Annotated in this window: 20 protein-coding genes; 11 read left to right on the top strand and 9 right to left on the bottom strand. The window is 70.8% G+C overall.

The annotated features are described in order from the left end of the window. Positions 1–76 precede the first annotated feature (76 nt). Positions 77–2,512, bottom strand: coding sequence for a PQQ-binding-like beta-propeller repeat protein (locus tag OG729_RS12975; RefSeq protein WP_405806124.1), 2,436 nt, complete (start codon positions 2,510–2,512; stop codon positions 77–79). Between the two features lie 271 nt (positions 2,513–2,783). Next, positions 2,784–3,059, bottom strand: coding sequence for a hypothetical protein (locus OG729_RS12970; RefSeq protein WP_360881858.1), 276 nt, complete (start codon positions 3,057–3,059; stop codon positions 2,784–2,786). Between the two features lie 297 nt (positions 3,060–3,356). Here OG729_RS12970 and OG729_RS12965 point away from each other — a divergent pair, with 297 nt between their 5' ends. The 7 genes from OG729_RS12965 to OG729_RS12935 all read left to right on the top strand — a co-directional run bounded on the left by OG729_RS12965 (position 3,357) and on the right by OG729_RS12935 (position 11,157). Next, complete coding sequence (locus tag OG729_RS12965) at positions 3,357–5,288, top strand: hypothetical protein (protein WP_405806122.1); 1,932 nt, start codon at positions 3,357–3,359, stop codon at positions 5,286–5,288. Positions 5,289–5,435: 147 nt separating this feature from the next. After that, positions 5,436–6,692, top strand: coding sequence for an ABC transporter substrate-binding protein (locus tag OG729_RS12960; RefSeq protein ID WP_405806120.1), 1,257 nt, complete (start codon positions 5,436–5,438; stop codon positions 6,690–6,692). Positions 6,693–6,832: 140 nt separating this feature from the next. Next, the gene (locus OG729_RS12955) at positions 6,833–7,651 is read left to right on the top strand and encodes a sugar ABC transporter permease (RefSeq protein ID WP_360881920.1); all 819 of its coding nucleotides are present in this window, start codon (positions 6,833–6,835) and stop codon (positions 7,649–7,651) included. Further along, on the top strand, positions 7,651–8,454 hold the full coding sequence (locus OG729_RS12950; RefSeq protein ID WP_360881864.1) for a carbohydrate ABC transporter permease: 804 nt from the start codon (positions 7,651–7,653) through the stop codon (positions 8,452–8,454). Before OG729_RS12955 ends, OG729_RS12950 begins: the two co-directional genes overlap by 1 nt. Next, complete coding sequence (locus OG729_RS12945; protein WP_405806118.1) at positions 8,451–9,227, top strand: amidohydrolase family protein; 777 nt, start codon at positions 8,451–8,453, stop codon at positions 9,225–9,227. Before OG729_RS12950 ends, OG729_RS12945 begins: the two co-directional genes overlap by 4 nt. After that, entirely contained in the window at positions 9,224–9,976 is a 753-nt protein-coding gene (locus tag OG729_RS12940) for an amidohydrolase family protein (protein ID WP_360881868.1), read from the top strand. Before OG729_RS12945 ends, OG729_RS12940 begins: the two co-directional genes overlap by 4 nt. Further along, positions 9,973–11,157: a DegT/DnrJ/EryC1/StrS family aminotransferase gene (locus OG729_RS12935; RefSeq protein ID WP_405806117.1), complete on the top strand. Its 1,185-nt coding sequence runs from the start codon at positions 9,973–9,975 to the stop codon at positions 11,155–11,157. Before OG729_RS12940 ends, OG729_RS12935 begins: the two co-directional genes overlap by 4 nt. Here OG729_RS12935 and OG729_RS12930 read toward each other — a convergent pair. Then, the gene (locus tag OG729_RS12930) at positions 11,105–12,103 is read right to left on the bottom strand and encodes an LLM class flavin-dependent oxidoreductase (protein ID WP_405806116.1); all 999 of its coding nucleotides are present in this window, start codon (positions 12,101–12,103) and stop codon (positions 11,105–11,107) included. The two genes, OG729_RS12935 and OG729_RS12930, sit on opposite strands and share 53 nt — an antisense overlap. 80 nt (positions 12,104–12,183) lie before the next feature. Here OG729_RS12930 and OG729_RS12925 point away from each other — a divergent pair, with 80 nt between their 5' ends. Further along, the gene (locus OG729_RS12925) at positions 12,184–13,164 is read left to right on the top strand and encodes a dihydrodipicolinate synthase family protein (RefSeq protein ID WP_405806115.1); all 981 of its coding nucleotides are present in this window, start codon (positions 12,184–12,186) and stop codon (positions 13,162–13,164) included. Positions 13,165–13,440: 276 nt separating this feature from the next. On the opposite strand, the gene OG729_RS12920 is transcribed toward OG729_RS12925, so the two are convergent. The 3 genes from OG729_RS12920 to OG729_RS12910 are packed head-to-tail and all read right to left on the bottom strand — an operon-like array spanning position 13,441 to position 16,075. Then, the gene (locus tag OG729_RS12920; protein ID WP_405806114.1) at positions 13,441–14,199 is read right to left on the bottom strand and encodes an amidohydrolase family protein; all 759 of its coding nucleotides are present in this window, start codon (positions 14,197–14,199) and stop codon (positions 13,441–13,443) included. Further along, complete coding sequence (locus OG729_RS12915; protein ID WP_360881880.1) at positions 14,199–14,942, bottom strand: hypothetical protein; 744 nt, start codon at positions 14,940–14,942, stop codon at positions 14,199–14,201. The genes OG729_RS12920 and OG729_RS12915 overlap by 1 nt, the downstream gene beginning before the upstream one ends. Then, a complete protein-coding gene (locus tag OG729_RS12910) occupies positions 14,939–16,075 on the bottom strand; it encodes a DegT/DnrJ/EryC1/StrS family aminotransferase (protein WP_405806112.1) in 1,137 nt (378 codons plus the stop codon). Before OG729_RS12910 ends, OG729_RS12915 begins: the two co-directional genes overlap by 4 nt. 145 nt (positions 16,076–16,220) lie before the next feature. Here OG729_RS12910 and OG729_RS12905 point away from each other — a divergent pair, with 145 nt between their 5' ends. Continuing rightward, entirely contained in the window at positions 16,221–17,450 is a 1,230-nt protein-coding gene (locus tag OG729_RS12905) for a hypothetical protein (RefSeq protein WP_405806111.1), read from the top strand. 42 nt (positions 17,451–17,492) lie between these two features. Continuing rightward, complete coding sequence (locus OG729_RS12900; protein WP_405806110.1) at positions 17,493–18,569, top strand: mandelate racemase/muconate lactonizing enzyme family protein; 1,077 nt, start codon at positions 17,493–17,495, stop codon at positions 18,567–18,569. A 123-nt stretch (positions 18,570–18,692) separates the two neighbouring features. On the opposite strand, the gene OG729_RS12895 is transcribed toward OG729_RS12900, so the two are convergent. From OG729_RS12895 to OG729_RS12885, 3 genes are all read right to left on the bottom strand, one after another. Further along, positions 18,693–19,058, bottom strand: coding sequence for a hypothetical protein (locus OG729_RS12895; RefSeq protein ID WP_405806109.1), 366 nt, complete (start codon positions 19,056–19,058; stop codon positions 18,693–18,695). Between the two features lie 378 nt (positions 19,059–19,436). Beyond that, positions 19,437–20,165 (bottom strand): TetR/AcrR family transcriptional regulator, encoded by a 729-nt coding sequence (locus OG729_RS12890; protein ID WP_405806107.1) that lies wholly within the window; start codon positions 20,163–20,165, stop codon positions 19,437–19,439. A 50-nt stretch (positions 20,166–20,215) separates the two neighbouring features. Beyond that, a complete protein-coding gene (locus OG729_RS12885) occupies positions 20,216–21,151 on the bottom strand; it encodes a diiron oxygenase (RefSeq protein ID WP_360881892.1) in 936 nt (311 codons plus the stop codon). 166 nt (positions 21,152–21,317) lie between these two features. Here OG729_RS12885 and OG729_RS12880 point away from each other — a divergent pair, with 166 nt between their 5' ends. Further along, positions 21,318–22,439: a ferritin-like domain-containing protein gene (locus OG729_RS12880; protein WP_405806105.1), complete on the top strand. Its 1,122-nt coding sequence runs from the start codon at positions 21,318–21,320 to the stop codon at positions 22,437–22,439. Positions 22,440–22,580 lie beyond the last annotated feature (141 nt).

Here is a 22,580-nt window from a genome sequence, read left to right as displayed (position 1 = left end):
CGCAGCGAGGTGCCGTGCCAGGGCACGCGAGCCCAGCAAGATCCGCAAGACACCCCCCTAGGTCCCCTCCGGCGTGTCAGTCCGCGGGCAGCGCGTAGAAAGCCCGGTCCCGCTGGACGACGACAGTGCGGCCCCCGCCGGGCAGCGGCACATAGCGCAGTCCGCCCGGGGCGTCCTGCACGCCCGCCTCCTGGAACTTCCACAGCCGTCTGCCGTCGCGCGCGGCGAACGCGGTGAGCTGCGCGCCGTCGCCCGCGAGTACCGTGCGGCCGCCGGCGCTCAGGGCCGTTGCCGGGACGCCGTTCCAGACGGGGGCCTCGGTGGAGCGCCGCCAGAGCGGGCGGCCGGTCGCGGTGTCGACGGCGGACACCTGCTGGTGGCGGTTGGCGACGTACAGCACCGGGCCGCGCAGAACAGCCTTCCCGTACGGGAAGATCCCCGTCTCACCGGCCGCGGGCGTGGCCGCGGCCACCCGCCACAGCCGTGCGCCGGTACGGGTGTTGTACGCGCGGAGCTCGCCACCCGCGGCGGCGAAGACTTTGTCCGTCGCATCGCCGACGACGGCCGCAGCGGGTACGACGCCGGGCAGCGCGAACGACTGACGCAGCTTGCCCGTCGCCCGGTTGAACACGAGCAGTGTGGCGGCGCCCTTGGAGGTCTTGCGCTGCGCGGGGGTGAGCGATGCCGCGTCCTGCCGTACGACGATGTCGGCGGGGCGGACGGCGATCAGGTCGTACCGGGGGATGAGCGGGGGGACGCCGCCTGCGACCGGGGTGCGCCAGAGCCACTTGCGCGCGACGAGGTCGTACGCGAAGAAGTACGCCGCGACCGCGGCGCCCTTCTTGATGTGGCCGGTCAGCCAGAGCGTGGCGCCGTCCCAGCCGGTGATGCTGCCGAGAGTGAGCGTCTCGCCCGGGCCGACGAGGGCGGTCTTGGCGATCCGGTGCTTGATCTGCCCGTTCAGTGCGGAAATCCACAGGAACTCGGCGGCGGCGTCGACGAGAGCGAGCGCGTTGTCGACGGGCACGGCGCCGGAGGCCGACACGGCCTCCTTGAGCTGCCAGAGCTGCCGCCCGGTGCGCACATCGACGCCGACAGCCCGGTCGCTGCCGGTCAGTACGAGTACGCGGTCGCCCCAGAGGGTGGCACTGGGCGCGGCGTCGCCGTCCTTGCCGGGATGCTCGTACCGCCAGACCGGCTCAGGAGGCACCCCGACGACGCGGGTGCGCCGGGGTGCGGGGGCGGCCTTGGGTTTGGAGCCTGACTCTCCGTCACCGACGGCGTACCCGACTCCACCTCCGACCACGATCCCGGCGACACCGGCGGCGGCCCCGACGAGGAGGGCACGCCGGTCGGTCGCGGGGGCGGCCGGCAGCCCGGCGGAATAGCGCGCGGGCACCGCACCCGTGGCCGCCGCGCCCACCGCGGGCGCACCGACCGGGTACTGGGCGGGCACCGCATGCCCGGGCTCGCCCACCCGGCTCGCGGGTACCGCACCTGTGGGCATCGCGTCGACCGCAGCCTGGGGCGCCGGGCCCAGCGCCGGCGTACCTGCCGGATACTGCGCAGGCACCGCATCCGCAGGCACCAGATCCGCACGCGCCGTATCCCCGGGCGCCGCCACCCCCGCGCTCCCGCCCGACAGCAAGGACTCGGCCCTGCCCGCCTGGGACTCCACCGCTCCCACCAGGACCGGTGGCAGCCAGCCCTCACGCGCCAGCGCCGATGCGCCCTCCAGCGCAAGCTCCGCCGCCACCTTGCCCGCCGGCGGGCGGTCCTCCGGGCGCTTCGACAGGCAGCCGGCCACCAGTGGGCGCAACTCCGACGGCACTCCGGCGAGGTCCGGCTCCGCATGGGCGATGCGGTCCGCGTCGCCCAGCGGAGTCGTGCCCGTCGCCGCGTACGCCAGAAGCAGGCCCAGGACGAAGATGTCGGACGCCGGGCCCGGCTCCGAGCCCGTCGACTGTTCCGGGGTCAGATAGTTCAATTGGACCGACAGTTGCCCACCGGGACCGGCGTGCGCGACCGCCGCCGCGCCCAGCGCGCCGAAGGCCGTCAGCCGGGGGCCGTCCGCCGCGAGCAGCACCGTGTCGGGTGCCAGGCCGTGCAGCACCGCCCCGGTCGCATGCACCCGGGACAGGGTCTCCGCGAGCCCCGCGCCCAGTATCCGCACGGCACGCTCCGGCAGCGGCCCGGCGAGCGCGATCGCTTCACGCAGGGTCAGCGCCGGGACGTACGCGCTCGCCGTCCACAGCAGTTCCCCGTCCGTACGGGACCCGAGCGGCTCCTGCACCCACCCGCCGGCGAGGCGCTCCGCGGTCCGGGCCTCCGCCTGGAAGCGCCGCCGGAACGCCGGCACCGCCGCGAGCGCGGGCCTGGCCACCGACACGACCGCGATCCCACCGTCGGGCCCCTGCGCCAGATAGCGGACACTGCTCGCCGACTCTCCCATGCGCGCCAACGCGCCGTAGGGGCCGATCTGGCGCGGATCGTCCTGCTGCAGCTGCTCCATGGCGAGCATCCCCCCCCTGGCGACACGGTCCTGGGGCGTGTCGCGAAAGTCCCTCCTGGCTCGCGGCGCCTGGCACGCTCTCCCCCAGCTACCGCTGGGAGGTGCCCCCACGCGATGTTGTCGGAGTCATCCAAGTACGTCCAGTACGAGGATGACCTCCCCCAGACTTCGTCCGGGGGTGCCCCCACCGCCTTGCGATCGCACGCACCAGACGCCGCGAGCCCCGCCCTCTGGGCGGACGGAGCTACTTTCGCCACACGCCCCAGCGATCTTATGGCGCGCTGTTCGGCTTCGACCAGGGCCACTTCAGCGTGCGCCGGGCCGCGCCCTCGGGGACGTACTGGTACTTCCAGCCGCGCAGCAGGCCGAGCCGCCGGGTGTGGCCCGCGGGGACGCGCTGGTACGCGTACACCGTCGGCGGTGTGCCGTCGTCGTTCGGCACGGGGATCTCGTACCACTTCGGGGGATGACCGGTCGGCCCGACCAGGATCGGCAGCACCTGCCCGTCCAGTGGCCCTCCCTCGAAGGGGGTGTTCTCGCTTCTCACACGGGCCAGTCTCACGCAGTCCCGGCGCGTCGCCCGCACCGGGCGCGCCTGCAGTCCGAAGGATGGTCATTGCATGGGCCCAATGGAGTGCTGTCCCGTTCCCGCTCGGTCCGCGCCGTTGACGCCCCAGTGGGCGTGGCGTATCACTTTCGGCTAGTGCCGTAACTCCCGTTCTTTTCGGAGGTGTTACCACCTGTGACGACGCGACGAGCGTTTCTCGCCGGCTCGACCGCAGCACTCTCCGCCTCTGTACTGTCGTTAGCAGCTCCGAGCTCCGCGTCCGCCGAGGAGGCTCTGATGCGCGACCCCGTATCACTGGGTGTACCACTGGCCGACGTTCTCCTTCTGGGAGGCACGGTCGCACCGGGACCGGGTGGCAGTCCGGCCCTGTGGAACGTCTCGACGGGCAAGCCCGCCTATCTCAACGCCATCGACCCGGCTACCGGAAACCAGCTGGTCAGCGTCCCGCTGACCGGCGCCGACGGCTCCTGGGCGGTGGCCGCAGCGCCCGACGGCGTGTACGCGGGGACCTACGGCAACGCGCATCTGTACCGCTGGCGTCCCGGCAGCCCCGACGCCGCGGAGGACCTCGGCCTGGCGCTTCCCCGGCAGACCTTCGTCTGGTCGCTGACCTCCGACGCCGACGGCAAGATCTGGGGCGGCACCTTCCCCGAGGGCAAGGTGTTCCGCTTCGACCCCGCCACCAAGGCGTTCACCGACTTCGGACAGGTCGTCGCCGGTCAGACATACGTACGGTCCATCGCCTGTTCCGGCGGCAAGGTCTACTCCGGCTCGTACGCCGCGGCACACATCGCCGAGCTGAACCCGGCGACCGGCTCGGTCACCGAGCTCCCCAAGCCGCCGGGCCTCGGCACCATCGAGGGCAAGGCCGTCTACGACCTGGACGCCTTCGGCGGCCGGCTCTACGCACGCATCGGCTCCGACCTGCCGGGACCGCTCTTCGTCTACGACCTCGAAGCGCGCGCCTGGACCGACGAGATCCCCGACGCGCACGGCCTGAAGATCTCCCCGCCCGACTCCGGCGGCGGCGTCTACCTCGTACAGCGCAGCGAACTGCGCCGCTACGACCCGGCCACCAAGCAGCTCACCGGCACCGGACTCACCTTCACCGGCAAGGTGCAGAACACCCGGTCCATCGGCTGGGCCGAGCTGGGCGTCGCGAACTACCCGGGCCGCAGCGTCGTCGGCACGCTCTGGCGTGGCGAGATGTTCCGCTACAACCCCACCACCGGGGCGTCCGCGATCCTCGACACCAAGGTCCGCAAAGAGCCCATCGAGATACTGGCGCTGGGCGCGGGCGGACGCAAAACCGTGTACGCAGGAGGGTTCCTCAACGGCGGCCTCGGCGCTGTCCGTACGGACACCGGCGTCTCGTCGTTCCACCGCTTCGCGCAGATCGAGTCGATACTGACGGCATCGGACGGCACGGTCTGGCTCGGTGTGTACCCCGAGTCCAGGCTCTACCGCTACCGGCCCGACCAGCCCTGGAACAGCCCCGAGTACTCACCGGGCGGCCCTCCCGGCGCCGCCCCCAACCCGGAGCTGATCTTCAACCTGGGTCCGCAGCTGCAGGCCCGCAGCAAGTGTCTCGCGGAGGTGGACGACGGCAGGATCGCCGTGGGCACCGTCCCGGCCGGCGACCGGCTCGGCGGCGGGCTCGCCGTCTACGACCCGTCCTCGCGCGACTGGCACTTCACCCGCAATGTCGCGCAGGACCAGAGCCTGTTCGCCCTTGCGGCGTACGACGGCGTGGTCTACGGCGGCGGGTCGGTGACCGGCGGCCTGAGCACCACGCCGCCCACCCGCAAGGCGGGCGCGGTCTTCGCCTGGGACGTGGACCGCGCCGAGAAGCTGTGGGAGTTCGAGCCGGTCAGCACCGAGGGAACGGTCAGCGCGCTGGTCGTCGGCCCCGACCGGAAGCTGTGGGGACTCGCCGGGCACACGCTCTTCGCGCTCGACCGGGAGGACCACCGGATTCTGCACACGATCGAGCTGGGCACCCGGAGCACCGGTGGCTCCATAGTGGTTTCGCGCTCGAAGCTGTACGTGAGCGTGGACGGCGGGCTGGTCTACCGCATCGATCCGTTCGCCCCGCACCGCGACCCGGTGCTGATCGTCGCGTATCCGCACCGACGGCTGATGGCACATCAGGGGCGGCTGTACTTCAGCCGCGCCGCCGAGCTGTTCGTCGTCGATCTGCGTCGCTGACCGTGCGCCTCACCAGGTTGCTCTGACCACCCGTCATCAATCCCCCGTCAATTGGGCATTGACATGTCAAATCATGCCCGGCTACTTTCGGCCCAGGCCGAAACTAGCCGGGCTCTGGCTCCCTTCTCAGGCCTTCCGGAGGCCCCCATGAAGACAGGCTTCACGCGCGCCGCCGCACCTCTCGCGCTGTTCACGCTCGCCGCCCTGCTCACCGGCTGCGGCGGCGACAGCAGCTCCGGGTCGAAGAAGGTCACCGTCTGGATGTATCCGGTGATCGCCGACCCCAAGGCCAACACCGCCTACTGGACGCAGATCGAGAAGGACTTCGAAAAGGCGGAGTCCGGCACGCAGCTCACCATCGAGCAGCAGCCCTGGGAGAACCGCGACGAGAAGCTCGCCACCGCGCTCAGCGGCGGCAAGGGCCCGGACGTCGTGCTGCTCGGTCCCGACCAGATCCCGCAGTATCTGAGCAATGGAGCCATCCGGCCGGTCGACGGGGCGCTCAAGGGCACCGAGGGCAAGTTCCTGCCGGCCGCCCTCGAAGCCATGAAGCAGAACGGCAAGCTCTACGCCGCCCCGATCTACCACACCGTCACCACCACGCTCTACAACAAGAAGCTGCTGGAGAAGGCGGGCATCACCAAGCCCCCGGCCAGCTGGGACGAGATCAAGGCCGCCGCCCCCAAGCTGAAGCAGTCGGGCGTCGCCGCCCTCGACTACTCCGCGGGCAACGAGGCGACCCAGAACCTCAACTTCTATCCGCTGCTCTGGCAGGCGGGCGGCAAGGTCTTCGCCGACGGCGGCAAGAAGGTGGCCTTCAACGGTCCCGAGGGCGTCGAGGCCCTCACCTTCATCACCGACCTCTACAAGGCAGGTGAGATCCCCAAGTCCGCGCTGACCAACATCAACGCCGTTGCCGACCAGGCGCTCGGCAAGCAGCAGGCGGCGATGGGCTTCTCCAACACCCCGGCCGACGCGGCGACGGCGGCCAAGGCCTGGGGCGCGGAGAACGTCCTCGTCGGGCCGCCGCTCACCGGCGCCAAGCAGGTGACCTTCGGCATCCCCGGCGGGCTCGGCATCAGTGCCAAGTCCAGGAACGTCACCGGGGCGGAGAAGTTCCTCGCCTTCATGACCAGGCCCGAGCAGCTCCAGAGCATGGGCAGGGCAAGCGGCTTCCTCTCCCCGCGTACGGACGTCACGGTGCCCAGTGACGCCCCGCATGCCAAGGAGTTCCAGGCGGCTCTGGCCATGGCGTACCCCGGTGAGCCCAACCCCACCGCGCGCCAGCTGATGTCGCTGATCGCGCCCGAGATCCAGGCCGCGCTCACCGGCAAGAAGACCCCGAAGGAAGCGCTCGACTCGGCGGCCAAGCAGGCCGACGACCTGCTGGCGCGGCAGCGTTGACCAGGACCACCCTCAGCACGGCTCCCCCCGCCAAGACCGCCGCGCCGGGTCGCGGAAGTCGCGGAGGTCGCGGCGGGGGCTCGCTCAGCAAGGCCGTCCGACGGCGCGAGGCGCGCGTCGGCCTTGTGTTCGTGGCCCCGATGCTGCTGCTGTTCATCGTCTTCCGCTTCGGACCGACCCTCGGTGCGGCGTTCCTCTCGCTCACCGACTACCGGCTGAACGGCGAATGGCAGTTCATCGGGGCCGAGAACTACACCCGGCTTCTCCATGACGACCTGTTCTGGTCCAGCCTGGGCGTCACCGCCCTCTACACCGCCTTCTTCGTACCGCTGACCGTGCTGCTCTCGCTCGGCACCGCCCTGCTGCTGCACCGCACCGTATGGGCGCGCGGCTTCTTCCGCGGAGTGTTCTTCCTGCCGTACGTCACCAGCATCGTGCTGGCCGCCGTCATCTGGAAGTGGATCTACGAGGTCGAGGACGGGCTGCTCAACGCCACGCTCGGGGTGTTCTCGCTCGGCCCGGTCGACTTCCTCGGCAGCGAACACCTGGTCCTTCCGTCCATCGCGGTCACCTCCGCCTGGAAGGGGTTCGGCTACTCGATGCTGATCCTCCTCGCCGGGCTGCAGTCGATCCCGCGGCATGTCGTCGAGGCGGCCACCATCGACGGCGCGAACGGCTGGCAGCGGCTGTGGTGGGTGACGCTTCCGCTGCTGCGGCCCGTGCTGTTCTTCGTCCTCGTCATCGAGGCCATCGGCTCGTTCCAGGTCTTCGACGCGATGTATGTGATGACGGCGGGCGGCCCCGTACGTGCCAGCTACTCGCTCGTCTACCTGCTGTACGACACGGGCTTCAAGTTCTTCGACTTCGGCTACGCGAGCGCGATCGGCCTGGTGCTCTTCCTCGTCGTACTGACCTTCTCGCTCATTCAGCGCCGGCTCATCGGAAGGGACGCGGACTGATGGCGCGGCTGCGACTGCCCGTCCTGCTGATCCTGGTGGCGCTCGTGACCGTCACGCCCTTCGTGGTGATGGTGCTGGTCGCCTTCGCACCGGCCGGCGGCCAGACGCTGCCCGGCGCGTTCAACCTCACCAGGGCCACCTGGCAGAACTTCTCCGACGTCCTCGGCAGCGAGGACATCATGCGCTGGGCGTTCAACTCGCTGATCTACTCGGTGGTCTCCGTCGCGCTCATCCTGCTGTTCTCGTCCATGGCGGGATACGCCTTCGCGAAGAAACGGTTCCCGGGCCGCGAGGTGCTCTTCTGGTCGTTCCTGGCGACCCTGATGGTGCCGTTCCAGGCGACCCTCATCCCGTACTACATCCTCGTCTCGGAGCTCGGAGGCGTGGACACGTACTGGGGAATGATCGTGCCGACGCTGGCCAACTCGCAGGCGGTCTTCCTCATGCGGCAGTTCATCCACCAGCTGCCCGACGAGCTGTTCGAGGCGGCGAAGATCGACGGGGCGTCGGAGTGGCGCATCTACACCACCGTCGTCATCCCGCTGATCCGGCCGGTCCTCGCGACCCTCGGCGTGTTCGTCTTCCTCTGGCACTGGAACGACTTCCTGTGGCCTCTCGTCATCGGTCAGTCCTCCGAGATGCGCACGCTCACCGTCGGCCTCGCCACGCTCGAAGGCGAGAACGTCGCCGTCAACCAGATCATGGCCGGGGCGACCATCACCGTGATCCCCTGCCTGCTCGTCTTCGGGCTGCTCCAGCGGTATCTGACCGACTCGATCGCCACCACCGGCCTCAAGACATGACTGCGCAACACATGGGCCCGCAAGACATGGGCGCGCGCAACATGGCTGCGCCGGACATGGGTGCGCAGCACGTGACCGTCGTCGACATCAACCGGCTGCTCGGGCCGCTGCCGTACGAGGAGGTGGCGAGCCGCGATCCGGCCGGGCTCGTGGGCGAACTCGACCGGCTGCGTATCGACACGGCGTGTGTGGTGCACACCCACGCGCTGTACGGGGACCCGCGCGACGGGAACGCCGCGCTGAAGGAAGCCGACGGCGCACGGCTGCGGCCGGTGCCGGTGCTGATCCCGGGACCGCTCGGCACCGCGGAGAGCGATGCCCCGCTGGTGCGGCTCTGCCCCGCCGAGCACAGTTGGTCCCTCACCGGCGCCCATGCCCTCGCGCTCGCCGCCGCGCTCGCGAAGGCGCGCACCACCGTGCTGCTCGGCTGGGAGTCCACGACCGCCGCGGAGATCCATCGGCTGGCGAGTGCCCTGCCGACGCTGCGGATCGTGCTGACGGGCACCGGCTACCGCAGCATGCGGGAGCTCGCCGAACTCATGGACCAACACGTGGAGTTGTGCGTGGACACCTCCACGCTCGCAGGACATCTCCAGGTCGAGTGGTTCGCCGGGCGCTACGGTGCCCGCCGCGTCCTGTTCGGCACGGGCGCCCCGGTCACCGACGACGCCGGACCCCGTTACCAGCTCGACGCGCTGGAGCTCCCGGACGCCGACACGGCCCTGATCGCGGGCGGAAACGCGCTGCGGCTGCTGGGCGTTGTGGACCCATGAGGATCGTCGACGCCCATGGCCACCTCGGCCGCTGGTACGCCTTCGCCGTCACCGACGGCTCCGCACGCAGCCTCATCTCCGTGATGGACCGGTGCAAGGTCGCCACCGCCTGTGTCTCGCATCTGCTCGCCGTGGGCCCGGACGCCCGCGCCGGAAACGAGCTGCTGCTCACGGAGCTCGCACAGCACCCCGGGCGCCTGCTCGGCTATTGCGTCTTCAACCCGCACGATCCCGAGGCACCGGAGCGGCTGCGGGACCTGCTGGAGGTGCCCGGCGTCATCGGGGTCAAGCTCCACCCCGAGGTCCATGAACTCCCGCTCGACCACCCCGCATACGCCCCGGCCTTCGACATCGCCGCCGAGCGCGGCCGTATCGTGCTCGCGCACGGCCAGCACGCCTCCTCCTTCTCCGACCCGGTGCGCTTCGCCGCCGTCGCGCCCCGCTACCCCGAACTCCCGCTGCTGATGGGCCACTCGGGCCTGTGGACCAGCGGCTTCGCACCCGCCGCCGAAGCCGCGTCCCGCTGCCCCAATCTGATCCTGGAGACCTGCGGCTCCCGGATGACCGCCCGCCATCTCGGGCGCCTCGTCGCCGAGGCCGGAGCCGAGCGCATCGCCTTCGGCTCCGACGCCGTCTTTCTCGATCTGCGGACCGGCCTCGGGCGCGTGCTGCTCGCGGACATCAGCGAGGCGGACCGCGAGCAGATCCTGCACGGCACCATGGACCGCCTGCTGAAGGGGCTCCGATGACTCCTGTACGTACCAAGGGGTGGCCGCATTGGCCCCCGCAGGCGACCGACGAGCAGCGCGAGCGGCTGCTGCGGGTGCTGGAGAGCGGCGCGTGGGGAGCGACCGCGGGCAGCGAGACGGAGTCCTTCGCGGCGGCCTTTGCCGAGAGCGTCGGCGCTTCGTACGGCGTCTGTACGGTCAATGGCACCGTGGCGCTCTTCCTGGCGCTGCGCGCGCTCGGTGTGCGGCCGGGGGACGAAGTGATCGTGCCCGCCTATACGTTCGTCGCGAGCGCGACCGCGGTGGTACTGGCGGGGGCCCGGCCCGTCGTCGCCGACGTACTGCCCGACACCCTGCACCTCGACCCGGCGGCCGCGCGGCGGCTGGCGGGTCCGCGGACCCGGGCCGTCATGCCGGTGCATCTGGCGGGGGCGCCCGCCGACACCGCATCGCTGCGCTCCCTGGGCATCCCGGTGGTGGAGGACGCGGCCCAGGCGCACGGCGCGCGGCGGTACGGACGCCCGGCCGGGAGCCTCGGGGACGCCGGCTGCTTCAGCTTCCAGTCGGGCAAGGCGATGACCGCGGGCGAGGGCGGCATCGTGGTGACCGACGACCGGCGCGTGTACGAACGGCTCTGGTCGCTGCACAATGTCGGCCGCCGTGTCGGGGGCGGCTGGTACGAGCATCCGGAGCTCGGCTGGAATTTGCGGATGACCGAGTTCCAGGCCGCTGTTCTGCACCCCCAACTGGCGGTGCTGGAAGCACAGTTGGAGCACCGCTCGGCACGGGCGGCGGCTCTTGCGGGGGCCCTGAAGGAGGTCGAGGGGCTGGAGCCGGTAGGGGTCCCGGAGAGCACCACCAGGCACACCTGGCACCTGGCCATGCTGCGATACGACCGGGCGGCGTTCGGCGGACATCCCAAGGCCGCGTTCCTGGACGCCATGGCCGCCGAGGGCATCCCGCTGGACGCCGGCTACCGCTCCCTGTCCCGGGAGCCGGACACCGGGGGCGGCCCCTGTCCGGTCGCGGAGGCCGCCGAGGACACGGTCGTATGGGTGCGCCAGCGGATGCTGATGGCCGACGACGCCGCCATGGCGGACATCGGCGGCGCGGCTCTCGTCGTCCAACAGGCCTTCCGGAAGCACCCGTTCAGCCCACCAGACGCGGCAGCACCTCGGTCCCGAACGACTCGATCGCGCTGAGCGCGTCCGACTGCGGCATGCCCGGCGGCTGGATGCGCAGCACCACGCCGTCGGCACCCATCTCGCCGTACTCGCCGAGCCGCTGCACGCACTGGTCCACCGAGCCGATCACGGAGCGCGCCTCGATGTCGTCCCACTGCTGGGCATAGCGCGCGGCATCGGCCGAGGTGCGCTTCCAGTCGCCGTAGGCGTCGTACAGGCCGCGCAGCGGGCCCTCCAGGGCGACCCTTGCCTGCTTCGACGTGGCAGCGGCATAGCCCTCGCGGCAGACGATGACCTCCGCGCCGAGGCTCGCCGCGCCGCGCGGGTAGGAGCGGTACTCCGCGATCTTGCCGGGGAGTTCGGAGTCGAGCTCGTTGAAGGAGGTCGTCCAGCCGTCGCACATCCTGGCCGTACGCTCCAGAGCGGCGGAGACCCGGCCGCCGTTCCAGATCCGCGGCCGGGGCTGCTGCGCCGGCCGCGGTGAGAGAAACGCTCCGTCGACCGATGTCCAGCGCCCCTGATGGCTGACCTCGTCCTCGGTCCACAGCCGGGTGACCAGCTCCAGACACTCCTCGAAGCGCGACACGCGCTCGCGCGGCTGGGTGCCGTAGAGGGTGAACTCCTCGGGCCGGTAGCCCAGTACGAACCCGGCCGTGAGCCGCCCGCCCGACAGCACATCGATGTGCGCGAGCGTCTCGGCGAGCCACACCGGCTGGTAGACGGGTGCGATCAGTCCGGCCGTGGCGAGCCCGATCCGCTCGGTGTGCGCGGCGAGATACGCCAGTGAGGTGACGGCCTCGTGGTAGCCGGGCCGGTGCAGATGGCGTTCGCCCAGCACCACCCAGTCGAACCCGGCCTGCTCGGCGAGGATCACCTGCTCCACAGCGTCGGCGAGCCGGGGCCGGTCGGCCTTGTCCGCGTAGAGATTGACGTACAGGCCGAGACGCATGGGGCGCTGGGACATTCGCGGGGCCTTTCCTTTACGGTCCGGGCCGTAAAGGCTAGCGTGTCGGCAACGACCGCAACAGACGGGAGAGATCGCCCATGTCTGCGCCGGAGAGCCTGACGGAGAGCCTGGTGCGCAGGCTGCGCGGCACGGTGCTGCCCGCGGTGGCCACCCCCATGGATCCCCGGGGCGTCGTGGATTTCGGCGCGCTGCGCGGATACGCGGAACGGATCGCGGCCGCGCGGATCGGCGGGGTCGCGGTCTGGGCGCACACCGGCCGCGGCCTGTACCTCTCCGAGGCCGACCGCCAACAGGTGCTGCGCGTCTGGCGTGCGGCGGTCACCGGCCCGATCGTGGCCGGTGTGGGGGTGCCACGATCGGTGAGTGCCGGCACCTTGCGGGACGCCTGGGACGCGACCATTGCCATGGCCGTGCAGGCTGCGGACCTCGGTGCGGACGCGGTCATGGTCTATCCGCTGGCACAGTTCGCCTCCCGCCCCGAGGGCGAGAAGGAGGCCGTACGACTGCACGAGCGGGTCGCCGAGGCGAGCGGCCTGCCGGTGCTCGGCTTCTTCCTGCACGGCGAGGCGGGCGGCTATCCCTATCCACCGGAACTGATCCGCCGGCTGCTCGCCCTGCCGTCCGCCGCCGGGGTCAAACTCGCCACCCTGGACCGGGCGATGTCCTGCCAGGACGCGATCCGCGCGGCCCAGGAGAGCGGCAAGCTGGTCATCACGGGCGAGGACCGGATGTTCGGCCCCTCGCTGATGTGGGGCGCGGACTCGGCGCTGGTGGGCATCGCGGCGGCCCGGGTGTCGTTGACGAGCGCGGTGCTCGAAGCGTGGACGTCGGGCGATCATGCGGGCTTTGTCCGGGCGTCGGCACGGCTGGACCGCTTGGCGGAGTCGACGTTCCTGGCGCCGATCGAGGGGTATGTGCAGCGGATGCTGTGGGCGGCGGTATGGGAGGGCCTGCTCCCGGAGGGGGCGGCGCACGACCCGTACGGGCCGCGGCTCGGTGGGGGAGAGCGGGATGCGGTGGTGGCGTGCCTGGAGGAGCTGGCGAAGGAGGACGACTAAGGCGCGTCGCAATGCCGGGGCCATTGTCGGGGCTCCGCCCCGAACCGCCCTACGCCCTGCGGGCATGGGTGACCTCCACGCCTCAATCGCCGGCGGGGCTTGAAACGCCGGGGCATATCAAGCCCGTCCGGGGGTCCCCCGGACGAAGTCTGGGGGAGATTGAGGACACGCGCGAAGCGCGTACGGGGTCCGGGGCGGAGCCTCCAAGCCGCGCCGCGGGGCCCGCGCGCAGGGGTCTGAGGGCTCGCCCCCACCACGCGGCGGAGCCGCAAAATGTCACAGCGGGAAGGGGCGGGATGGGGGAAGCTCAAGCCCGAACAGATCCACCGCGTTCCGCCACAGCACCCTCTCCAGCTCGGCCGGCGCGAACCCCGCATCCCGCACCACCCCCAGCGCCACACACGGATCGATCAGCGTCGAATCCGTTCCGAACAGCAGCCGTTCCACCGGGACCCCGGCCTCGCGCGCGTACGCGATCCGGCCCGTGTCCGTCACCGTGCGGCAGTGTTCCAGGTACAGCCGGTCGCAGGCCGCCGCCGCGTGTGCCGCCTCGCGCCACGCGTCGCCGCCCGCGTGGCCCACGATCACCCGCAGCCCCGGCCGGTCGGCCAGCAGCGACGGCAGCAGGGCGACCTCCGGACCCCAGGTGTGGAGCAGCAACGGCACGCCCGCCTCGGCGATCACGTCGAAGGCCTCGCCCATCTCCCGCGACCCGATCAACCGCCCCGGATAGTGCGTGTGGATCTTCGCGCCGACGAACCGCCCCGTGTCCAGGCAGCGCCGCAGATCCTCCGCGCTCGCCTCGATACGGTTCGGGTTCACCACGGCGTAGCCGAGCAGCCGCGGATGCACCGCCAGTACCTCCCGCAGCGCGGCGTTGCCCGCGACCGCGTCGTACACCACCGCTTCGGCGGCGGAGACCAGTTGCAGGTCGATGCCGTAACGGTCCATCAACCGAAGGTTGAACCCCGCGTCGCCCGTGTCCATGTGGAACGGCCACGGGCCCACATGCGCATGCACATCGATGATCGGCATCAGCCCAGCAGCTCCTCGACGTTCCCGCCCGCGATCGCCGCGCGCTCCGCCGCCCCGATGCCCGCGTACCGCAGCCGCAGCGTCTGCGGGGAGATGTCCATGAACGGGGTGCGCGAGCCGAAGACCAGATGGCGCGCCCCGACCGTCTCGACGACCCGCTCGATCGCGTCGGGCGCGGAGAACAGCCGGGTGGTGGCCCGGAAACCCGGTTCGCCGCGGGCCAGCAGCAGGAAGTCGGCCAGGTGGTACGAGTGGACGTCGAGGAAGACGACGTCCGCGGCGCGCCCCGCCAGCGCCGGGCCGTAGCGGCGCGGGTCCCCGTCGTGGAGGAGTACGAGTCCCCGGGCGACGGCCTGCGCGACCACATGGCGGTAGCCGGGGAAGTCGGGCCCCACGTCCTGCTCCTCGGTGAACAGCCGCAGGAACCGCACCCCGTCCGCGTCCAGCGCGTCAAGCCGATCCTCGACGGCCAGCGCGTCCCGCAGATCCACCGTGCCGACGGGCAGCAGCTCGGGGCAGTCGGCGAGCTCCTTGACCGTGGCCATGTTGCCCGCGGCGTCGTCGAACAGCGCGCCGCGCGTGGACATGGCCAGCGCCCGGGAGACGGGGGAGCGGGCCAGGCGCGCCCTGACCTCGGCGAGGCCGATGTCGGCGTGGTGTCTGGGCCACGGCCCGTACAGCACGTCGACGTCCCAGCCGATGTGTTCCTCGGGCGTGGTCCGCAGCCATTCGTACGTGCTCAATGCGCACCGGCCCGGTGGTGGACGGCGCGGACCGCGCGGGCGATGCGCTCGACGTCGGCCTCGGTGTACGCCTCGTTCCAGGGGAGAGCGAGCAGCGTACGGGCCACCAGCAGCTCCGCCTGCGGGCACAGGCCCGGCGGATATCCCGGCAGCGCCGGATTGGCGTACAGCACCCGCTCCAGATAGCCCGGCGTTGCCGGGACGCCCTCCGCCTCCAGGTCCTTCGCCCAGCGTGAGTTGTCGTCGACCAGCAGCGGGAACGCCCACCAGGCGTGACCCGGCAGGGACTCGGGCACGGTGACCCGCTCCAGCCCGCCGATCGCGGCGACGAGCTGCCCGGCCCGCTCCCGGCGGCGCCGCACCACACCCGCCACCTTGGTGAGCTGCGCGCGGGCCACCGCCGCCGTGAGCTCGGTCATCCGGTAGTTGAGGCCCATCTCGCGGTGGATCCGGCCCTCCGAACGGTCCCAGCCCTTGTCCATGAACAGCCGCATACGGCGGGCCAGAGCGGGGTCGTCGGCCAGCGCCAGGCCGCCGTCGCCCGCAGTGATGTGCTTGTACTGCTGAAGGCTGAAGCAGGCGATGTCGCCGACGGTGCCCAGCAACCGGCCCTGCCCGTCCTCGCCGAGCCAGGCCTGTGCGCAGTCCTCGATGAGGACGAGCGAGTGCCGGTCGCAGATCGCGCGCAGCGCGCGGATGTCCGCGGCCGCGCCGAAGAGATGTACGGCGATGACGGCCTTGGTGCGCGGGGTGAGCGCCGCCTCGACCGCGCCCGGGTCGAGGTTCCCGTCGCAGGCGCGTACGTCGGCGAACACCACGCGCGCCTGCTGGGCCAGCACCGGCGCGACCGTGCCGAAGTCCGAGATGGGCGTGGTGATGACCTCGTCGCCCGGGCCGACTCCGGCCGCCGCGACCGCCAGATGCAGGGCCGCCGTGCCCGAACTGCAGGCGACCGTTTCCGCGCGGGAGTACAGCCTGCTCATCTCGGCTTCGAGGGAGCGTGCTTCACTGCCGAAGGCACTGCACAGCACCGCCGAATCCATAACGCGCAGCACCGCGGCCCGTTCCTCGTCGCCGAGGGTGCGGCCGCGCGGGCCGAGAACTGTGGGCAGCGGCATTTCCCGTTCGGGCATCGGGGCACTATCCTCTCCGCAAGTCTGCGGTTATGGCCTGGGCCGAAATTATGGCCGCGATCGGCGGGGCGTCAACCCCGTCCAGGCGGGCTTCAACCCGTCCAGAAGTACCTCAGAACCACTCCAGAAGAACGGAGACCGGCCGATGTCTCTCACGGTCGGCGTTGTCGGTCCCGATGACCTCGTGCACAAGGTGGTCGCCGTCGGCGGCTCCTCCGGGGCGGACCGGCTTGTGCCTCTCCCGTACCGCCACGAGAACGAGACCCTTGACGTGGTCGGCAGGGCGCAGGGTGAGGTGGACGCGCTGCTCTTCACCGGCGTCGTGCCGCATACGCTCGCCACGGCCGCCGGCGTGCTCGACCGCCCCGCCATGTACGTCCCGTACAGCGGCGCGACCCTGCTGCGTGCCCTGGTCGAACTGCTCCGCCTCGGCCATGACGTCTCCCGCATCTCCATCGACACGCTGCGTCGCAGCGAGGTCATGGAGACGCTCACCGAGGCCAAGCTGCCGACCGAGCATGTGCATGTACTGCCGTACCGGCCGGGGCTGACCTCGCAGGATCTCGCCGAGTTCCATCTCGCCGCGCGGGACAGGAAGCAGACGAGGGTCGCCCTGACCTGCCTGGGCTCGGCGTTCCATCTGCTGGACCACGAGATGCACGCGGTACGGCTCGCCCCGTCCCGGCACTCCATACGCTCCACGCTCCAGGCCCTCGTGCTGGCCACGGCGGGAGCGCACAGCGGCGACGCCCAGGTTGCCCTCGGCATCATCGACCTCCCGGCGGCCGACCTCGAACTGGCCGCCGACCTGCGGGTGCTGGGCGGCAGTCTCGCCGATCTGCCGGACGGGCAGCGGCTGGTCGTCACCACCCGCGGTGTCCTGGAGAAGGTCAGCGAGCAGTTCACCCGGCTGCCCTTCCTCGACGACCTGGCCGCGCGGCACGGCGCCGCCCATGTGGGCTTCGGGCTCGGCCGCACCGCCGCCGAGGCGGAGTCGCTGGCCAGGCGTGCGGTCAACCGGGCCCGCTCGGTGGGCGCGGTCGCCGGAGTGGTGTCGATGACCGACGACGTCGACATCGTGATAGACGCGGAACGGACCGCGGGCGCACTGTCCTCGGCAGGACCGGAGAGCAGCGTCACCCTCGCCCGGCGCGTCGGACTGAACCCCAGGACGCTGGACCGGCTGCGCGAACTGGCCGCCGAGGAAGCGGACGGCATCACCGCGCACCGCGTCGCCGAACACCTCGCCGTCCAGCAGCGCACCGCACGCCGCATCCTCAAGCGCCTGGAGCGTGCGGGCGTGGCCGTGCCGACCGGGAGCCGACAGGAGGGCCGCACGGGGCGGCCCCCGATCGTCTACCGCGTACGCCTCTGAGCCCGCCCTTACGGTCCGGGCCGTAACTCGAAGGAGCCGTGCTTGAAGATCGTCTCGGTCCACACCCGCGTCGTCAGGGCTCCGTACCGGCGCCCCTTCGTCATCAGCAGCGGAACCAGCCCCGAACTGATCAGCCTGGTCGTCGAAGTGCGTACGGCGGACGGCGAATCCGGCTTCGGCGAGGCCTCGCCGATGACCGCCTACACCGGCGAGACGCTCGCCGGTCTCGAGTCGGCGCTCACCGAGCACGCCGCCCCCGCGCTCATCGGCCGCGACCCGCGCGACCTGGTGGGTGCGCACACGGCCATGGACGCCGCGATCCGCGGCCAGCATCTCGCCAAGGCGGCGCTGGACATCGCACTGCACGACCTGGCGGCGCGGGCTGCCCTCTGGCCCGTGCACCTGCTGCTCGGCGGCTGCGTCCGCCCGCGGGTCCCCACCACCTGGGTGGTCGGCCTCGGGACGGTCGACGAGATGGTGGCGGAGGCGACCGGGTACGCCGCGAAGGGCTTCACCCATATCAAGGTCAAGGGCGGCGAGGACCCGGAGACGGATGTGCGACTTGTGCGTGCCGTACGGGACGCCGTGCCGGACGGCGTCGAGCTGTGTCTCGACGCGAACGAGGGCTACGACCCCGGGACCGCGGGCTGTACCGTCGCCAGGCTGGCCGACGCGGGGCTCGATCTGGTCGAACAGCCGCTGCCGCGCTGGGACTTGAGGGGCCTTGCGGCACTGCGCAGCAGCGGGGGTGTGCGGGTGATGGCCGACGAGAGCATGCAGTCCCTGCACGACGCCCTGGAGATCGTCCGCCGCGGCGCGGCCGACGTCCTCAACATCAAGATCCTCAAGGTGGGCGGGCTGCACAGGGCGCGGCAGATCGCCGCGCTGGCGGAGTCCGCGGGCCTGTCCGTGAAGCTCGGCACCATGCCGGAACTGGGCGTCGCCACCCTGGCCGCGGCCCATCTGGCGGCCACGCTGCCGCATGCGACGGTGCCGGCGGACCTGGTGGGCCCGCTGCTGGTGGCGGCGGAGCCGCTGGCGCCTGCGGCGTTCGCGGGGGTGGAGGACACGGGGTGGGTGGACGTGCCGACGGGGCCGGGCCTGGGCCACGACCTCTGACGCCTGCGGCGGACTTCCCCCACCCCGCCCCGTTCTCCAACCGGGGCTCCGCCCCGGACCCCTGAGCCTCGTCAACGTCACCGGTGCAGGCGGCGTTCTCCCGCTCGAGGGAGACTTTGGGCTTCAGGAAACCCGTTTGATCGTCCAGGTGTTGGGGTCATGGCTGGGCACTGCCGAGTACTGGCAGGCGCCACTGTAGAAGCGGTTCACCTGCACCCAGCCCGCCGGAGGCAGTGTGGAGGAGCAGGCGTTCACGGTGGAGCCGATGGGCATGCCGGAGACCTGCTGGATTTTCTTCATATTGGGGTTGAACGTGACGCCGCACGCCCAGCTGTTCCACCACTGCACATCGACCCAGCCGGACGGTGTCAAGGAGCTCGAGCACATGGTCGCCGTGTCTCCGGGGGAGGCCGAGGCCGATGGCGCGGAGAGCGCGACGCATGCGGCAGCGGTCAGCAGGGCCAGCGAGGCCGAACGGAGACGGACCATGGTGGTACCTCCAGATTCATCGATCTCTACGCACGAACTCCACAATTCATACCGTTCCTCCATATGTGAAGCGTAGTCAGTTATCGGACTGAGCTCATCGTGACCGAAAAGTGGGTGCCGCCCACGATCGCCGGCTCCGCCTCCTCCCGCGCCGGGACCGCCTGTTGCTTCCCGGTGGTGGATGTGACGCAGCCTTCCGCTCACTTCGTCAGGCCGTGGCAGACCGGTGCGAGCGCCGCGTGTCCTCACCGGTGTCTGAGCACGGGAAACGTGCACGCCCCCGGACGGGGCAAGCCGGGAGCCGGCCTGCCGGGGGTCCGGGCAAGGGACGACCACGGCACCGAGTTGTCGCCGGACGGCTTTGCCGCCTGACGTCGGCTAAAGCAGGCGCCCCGCGTCCGACACCACCGGACCCACCCGCCTCGCCAGCGTCCCCACCGGACCCGTCGGCGTCTCCAGCGCCACCAGGTCCCGCATCGCCCCCGCCGTCTCCTCGTCCGTCGCCGCCGTCGCCGTGAGCAGCGCGATCAGATGGTCCACCAGCCAGTCGCGCAACTCCTCCGCCGACGGCTGCTTCCCCTCGTCCAGCCAGATCAGCGACGCCGCCTCGACCGCCGCGATCCAGGTGCGCACCATCATCCGCAGCCGCGGTCCCGGCCGGTCCACGCCGATGTGGACCAGGATCTGTTCGGCCGCGGCCCGCCGTACCTCGTCCACGATCGCGGTCGTACGGGAGGTCTCGGCGACGCTCCCGCCCCGCAGCAGCGCGCTGAACCCGGCGTCGTGCTTGTCGACGAAGTCGAGGTAGCGGTCCAGCACCCGGGAGAGCCGTTCGGTGGCCGGACCGGCCGGCGGCTCGGTGAAGCACAGTTCCAGCTGGTCGGCGGCGGAGCGGAGCGCCGTCTCGTACAACTGCTGCTTGCCGCCGGGGAAGTAGCGGTAGACGAGGGGCCGGGAGACCCCGGCCGCCTCGGCCACATCGTCGAGGGAGACCTCGTCCGGCGGCTGGTGCGCGAAGAGCGTGAGCGCCGCGGCGAGGAGCTGCGTACGGCGCTCTTCGACGCTGAGCCGTCGGTACGCACGCGTCGCTGGAGCGGGACTGGTCATGCTCGCAGCGTAACCGCACGGTTCGCCCCGCACCGGGCGAGCGACGAGTATCACGCCAGCAGGCCGGAGCTCTTCCACAGCCTGCGCCCGGGCCCACGCAGGACCCCGATGTCGTCCAGGAAGTCCGTCAGCCGCTTCGCGCCCGACTGCATCACCTCTCGGCGGTGTCCGCTCTCCTTCACCTGGGCGACCGCCTCGCGCCTGTCGAGCCCGATGTTCGTGTAGACCTGCGGATTCACGAAGCACACCGAGAAGACCCGGGCTGCCTGTCCGCAGCTGATCCGGGTGAGTTCCTGTTCCCAGCGCGGCGCGGTCACCATCTGGCGGCGCAACTCCTCGCGGGCGTAGCGGACATGGCGCGCCTCCTCCACCACATGGATACGGGTGACTCCGCGCACCAGGGTCTGGACGCGCTCGTCGGGGAAGGTCAGCCGCTGCATCCAGTCGAGGATTTCCTCGCCGAGCAGCGTCGCCGCGAACGAACCCGGCGTGGTCGAGACGGTCTTCAGCACGCGCGCCAGATTGTGGTAGACCCGCGGCACGGGATAGGCGGGCGCACCGGCCTTCTGGATCATCCTGGCGAACATCATCGAGTGCCGGCACTCGTCCGCGATCTCGGTGAGTGCGTATCGCACATGGTTGCTGGTCACGGACTTGTCGTAGATGTGCCGCACCAGTAGCTGCATCAGGATGATCTCGAACCAGATGCCCAGGGAGGCGAGCGACGCGCCCTCGTGCCTGGCCAGCTCGAAGCGCTGTTCCTCGGACATCTTGTGCCACAGCGGGGTGTCGTAGAGGGAGAGCAGCTCCGGCGGCCAGAACCACTTGCCGTCCTCGATCGGGGAGTCCCAGTCGAGCTCCTTGTCGGGGTCGAAGGAGTGCTTGGCCGAGGATTCGAGCAGGCGCTGGGCGACCTGCTCCCGGTCCCGGAGCGGGCCGAGTGCGTCGCGGAGCAGCTGCACGTCGCGTTCGGTCACTGTCGTCATGGCTGGCTGCACCTCGCGAGTGGGTTACCTGGTGTCACCTGTTATGAGACTGCCTGTCAGCAAGGTCGTCAATCCCTCGCACACGACTTGTTGACTACGCGTCTACCAACGTGTGAGCCTGCCAATTGTCCTTAGTCGTTGGCGATATGAGGCGAAGGAGCCGTCAGTGTCGACGCACGATCGCTACACGAACGCCCCCGAAAGCTCGCTCTGGGAGATCCCGGCCACGGGCGCCGCCCGGTTCAGCTGGGAGTACGAAGACGGCCGGGACCGGCTCCTCGCCCTGTACCAGAAGGGCAAGGACAAACAGTGGGACGGCGCCAAGCGCATCGACTGGGACCTGGAGGTCGATCCGTACGACCCCCTCGGCACCCCCGACGAGGTGCTCAACCTGTACGGCACCCGTCACTGGGCGAAGATGACCGAGAAGGACAAGGGTGAGCTGCGCAGGCACTACACGTCCTGGCAGTTCAGCCAGTTCCTGCACGGCGAGCAGGGCGCGATGGTGTGCGCGGCGCGGATCGTCGAGTCCGTCCCCGATCTGGACGCGAAGTTCTACTCCGCGACCCAGACCATGGACGAGGCCCGGCACGCGGAGATCTACAGCCGGTTCCTGCACGAGAAGATCGGGATGCTCTACCCGATCAACGACAACCTCCAGGGGCTGCTCGGCGACACCCTGCGCGACTCCCGCTGGGACATGCCCTATCTGGGCATGCAGGTCCTCATCGAGGGGCTCGCGCTGGCCGCGTTCGGCATGATCCGCGACACCACGGACAGGCCGCTGCCCAAGCAGATCCTTGCGTACGTCATGCAGGACGAGGCCCGTCATGTGGCCTTCGGGCGGATGGCGCTGCGCGACTACTACAGACAGCTGACGGACGCCGAGCTGCGCGAACGCGAGGAGTTCGTGATCGAAGGCTGCTATCTGATGCGCGACCGGCTGCGTGGGGTGGAAGTCCTGGAGAACTTCGGCATCCCGCTCAAGGAGGCCGAGGAGATCTCCGAGCAGTCCGAGTTCCTCGCGCTGTTCCGGAAGCTGCTCTTCAGCAGAATCGTGCCGTGCGTCAAGGACATCGGACTGTGGGGCGAGCGGCTGCAGAAGGCGTATCTGGACATGGGCGTCTTCGAGATGGGCGACGCCAACCTCGACCTCCTGATGTCCCAGGACGAGGAGATCGCCGAGGAGCTCGACCGCGAACGCTTCGCGGCGGAGGAGGAGGCGCGGGTGGCGGAGGTCGAGGAGGCGATCGCGGCGGGTGCGGAGGAGGCTCAGGCAGCCGGCTGACGCGTGAAGCCCGCCGGGATGCCGGCCGAGGCCCTTCGAGTGCGCCTCCAGCAGTGTGTCGAACGATTTCCTGCCGGGCCCCGGCGGCTGCGGACGCCGGGCCCGGACCACGCGCCCGTAGCGGGCGGGGCCGACAAGTGA

Source organism: Streptomyces sp. NBC_00210, from assembly GCF_045160975.1.
Classification (GTDB): Bacteria; Actinomycetota; Actinomycetes; order Streptomycetales; family Streptomycetaceae; genus Streptomyces.
This window is presented reverse-complemented; position numbering and strand designations above follow the sequence as displayed.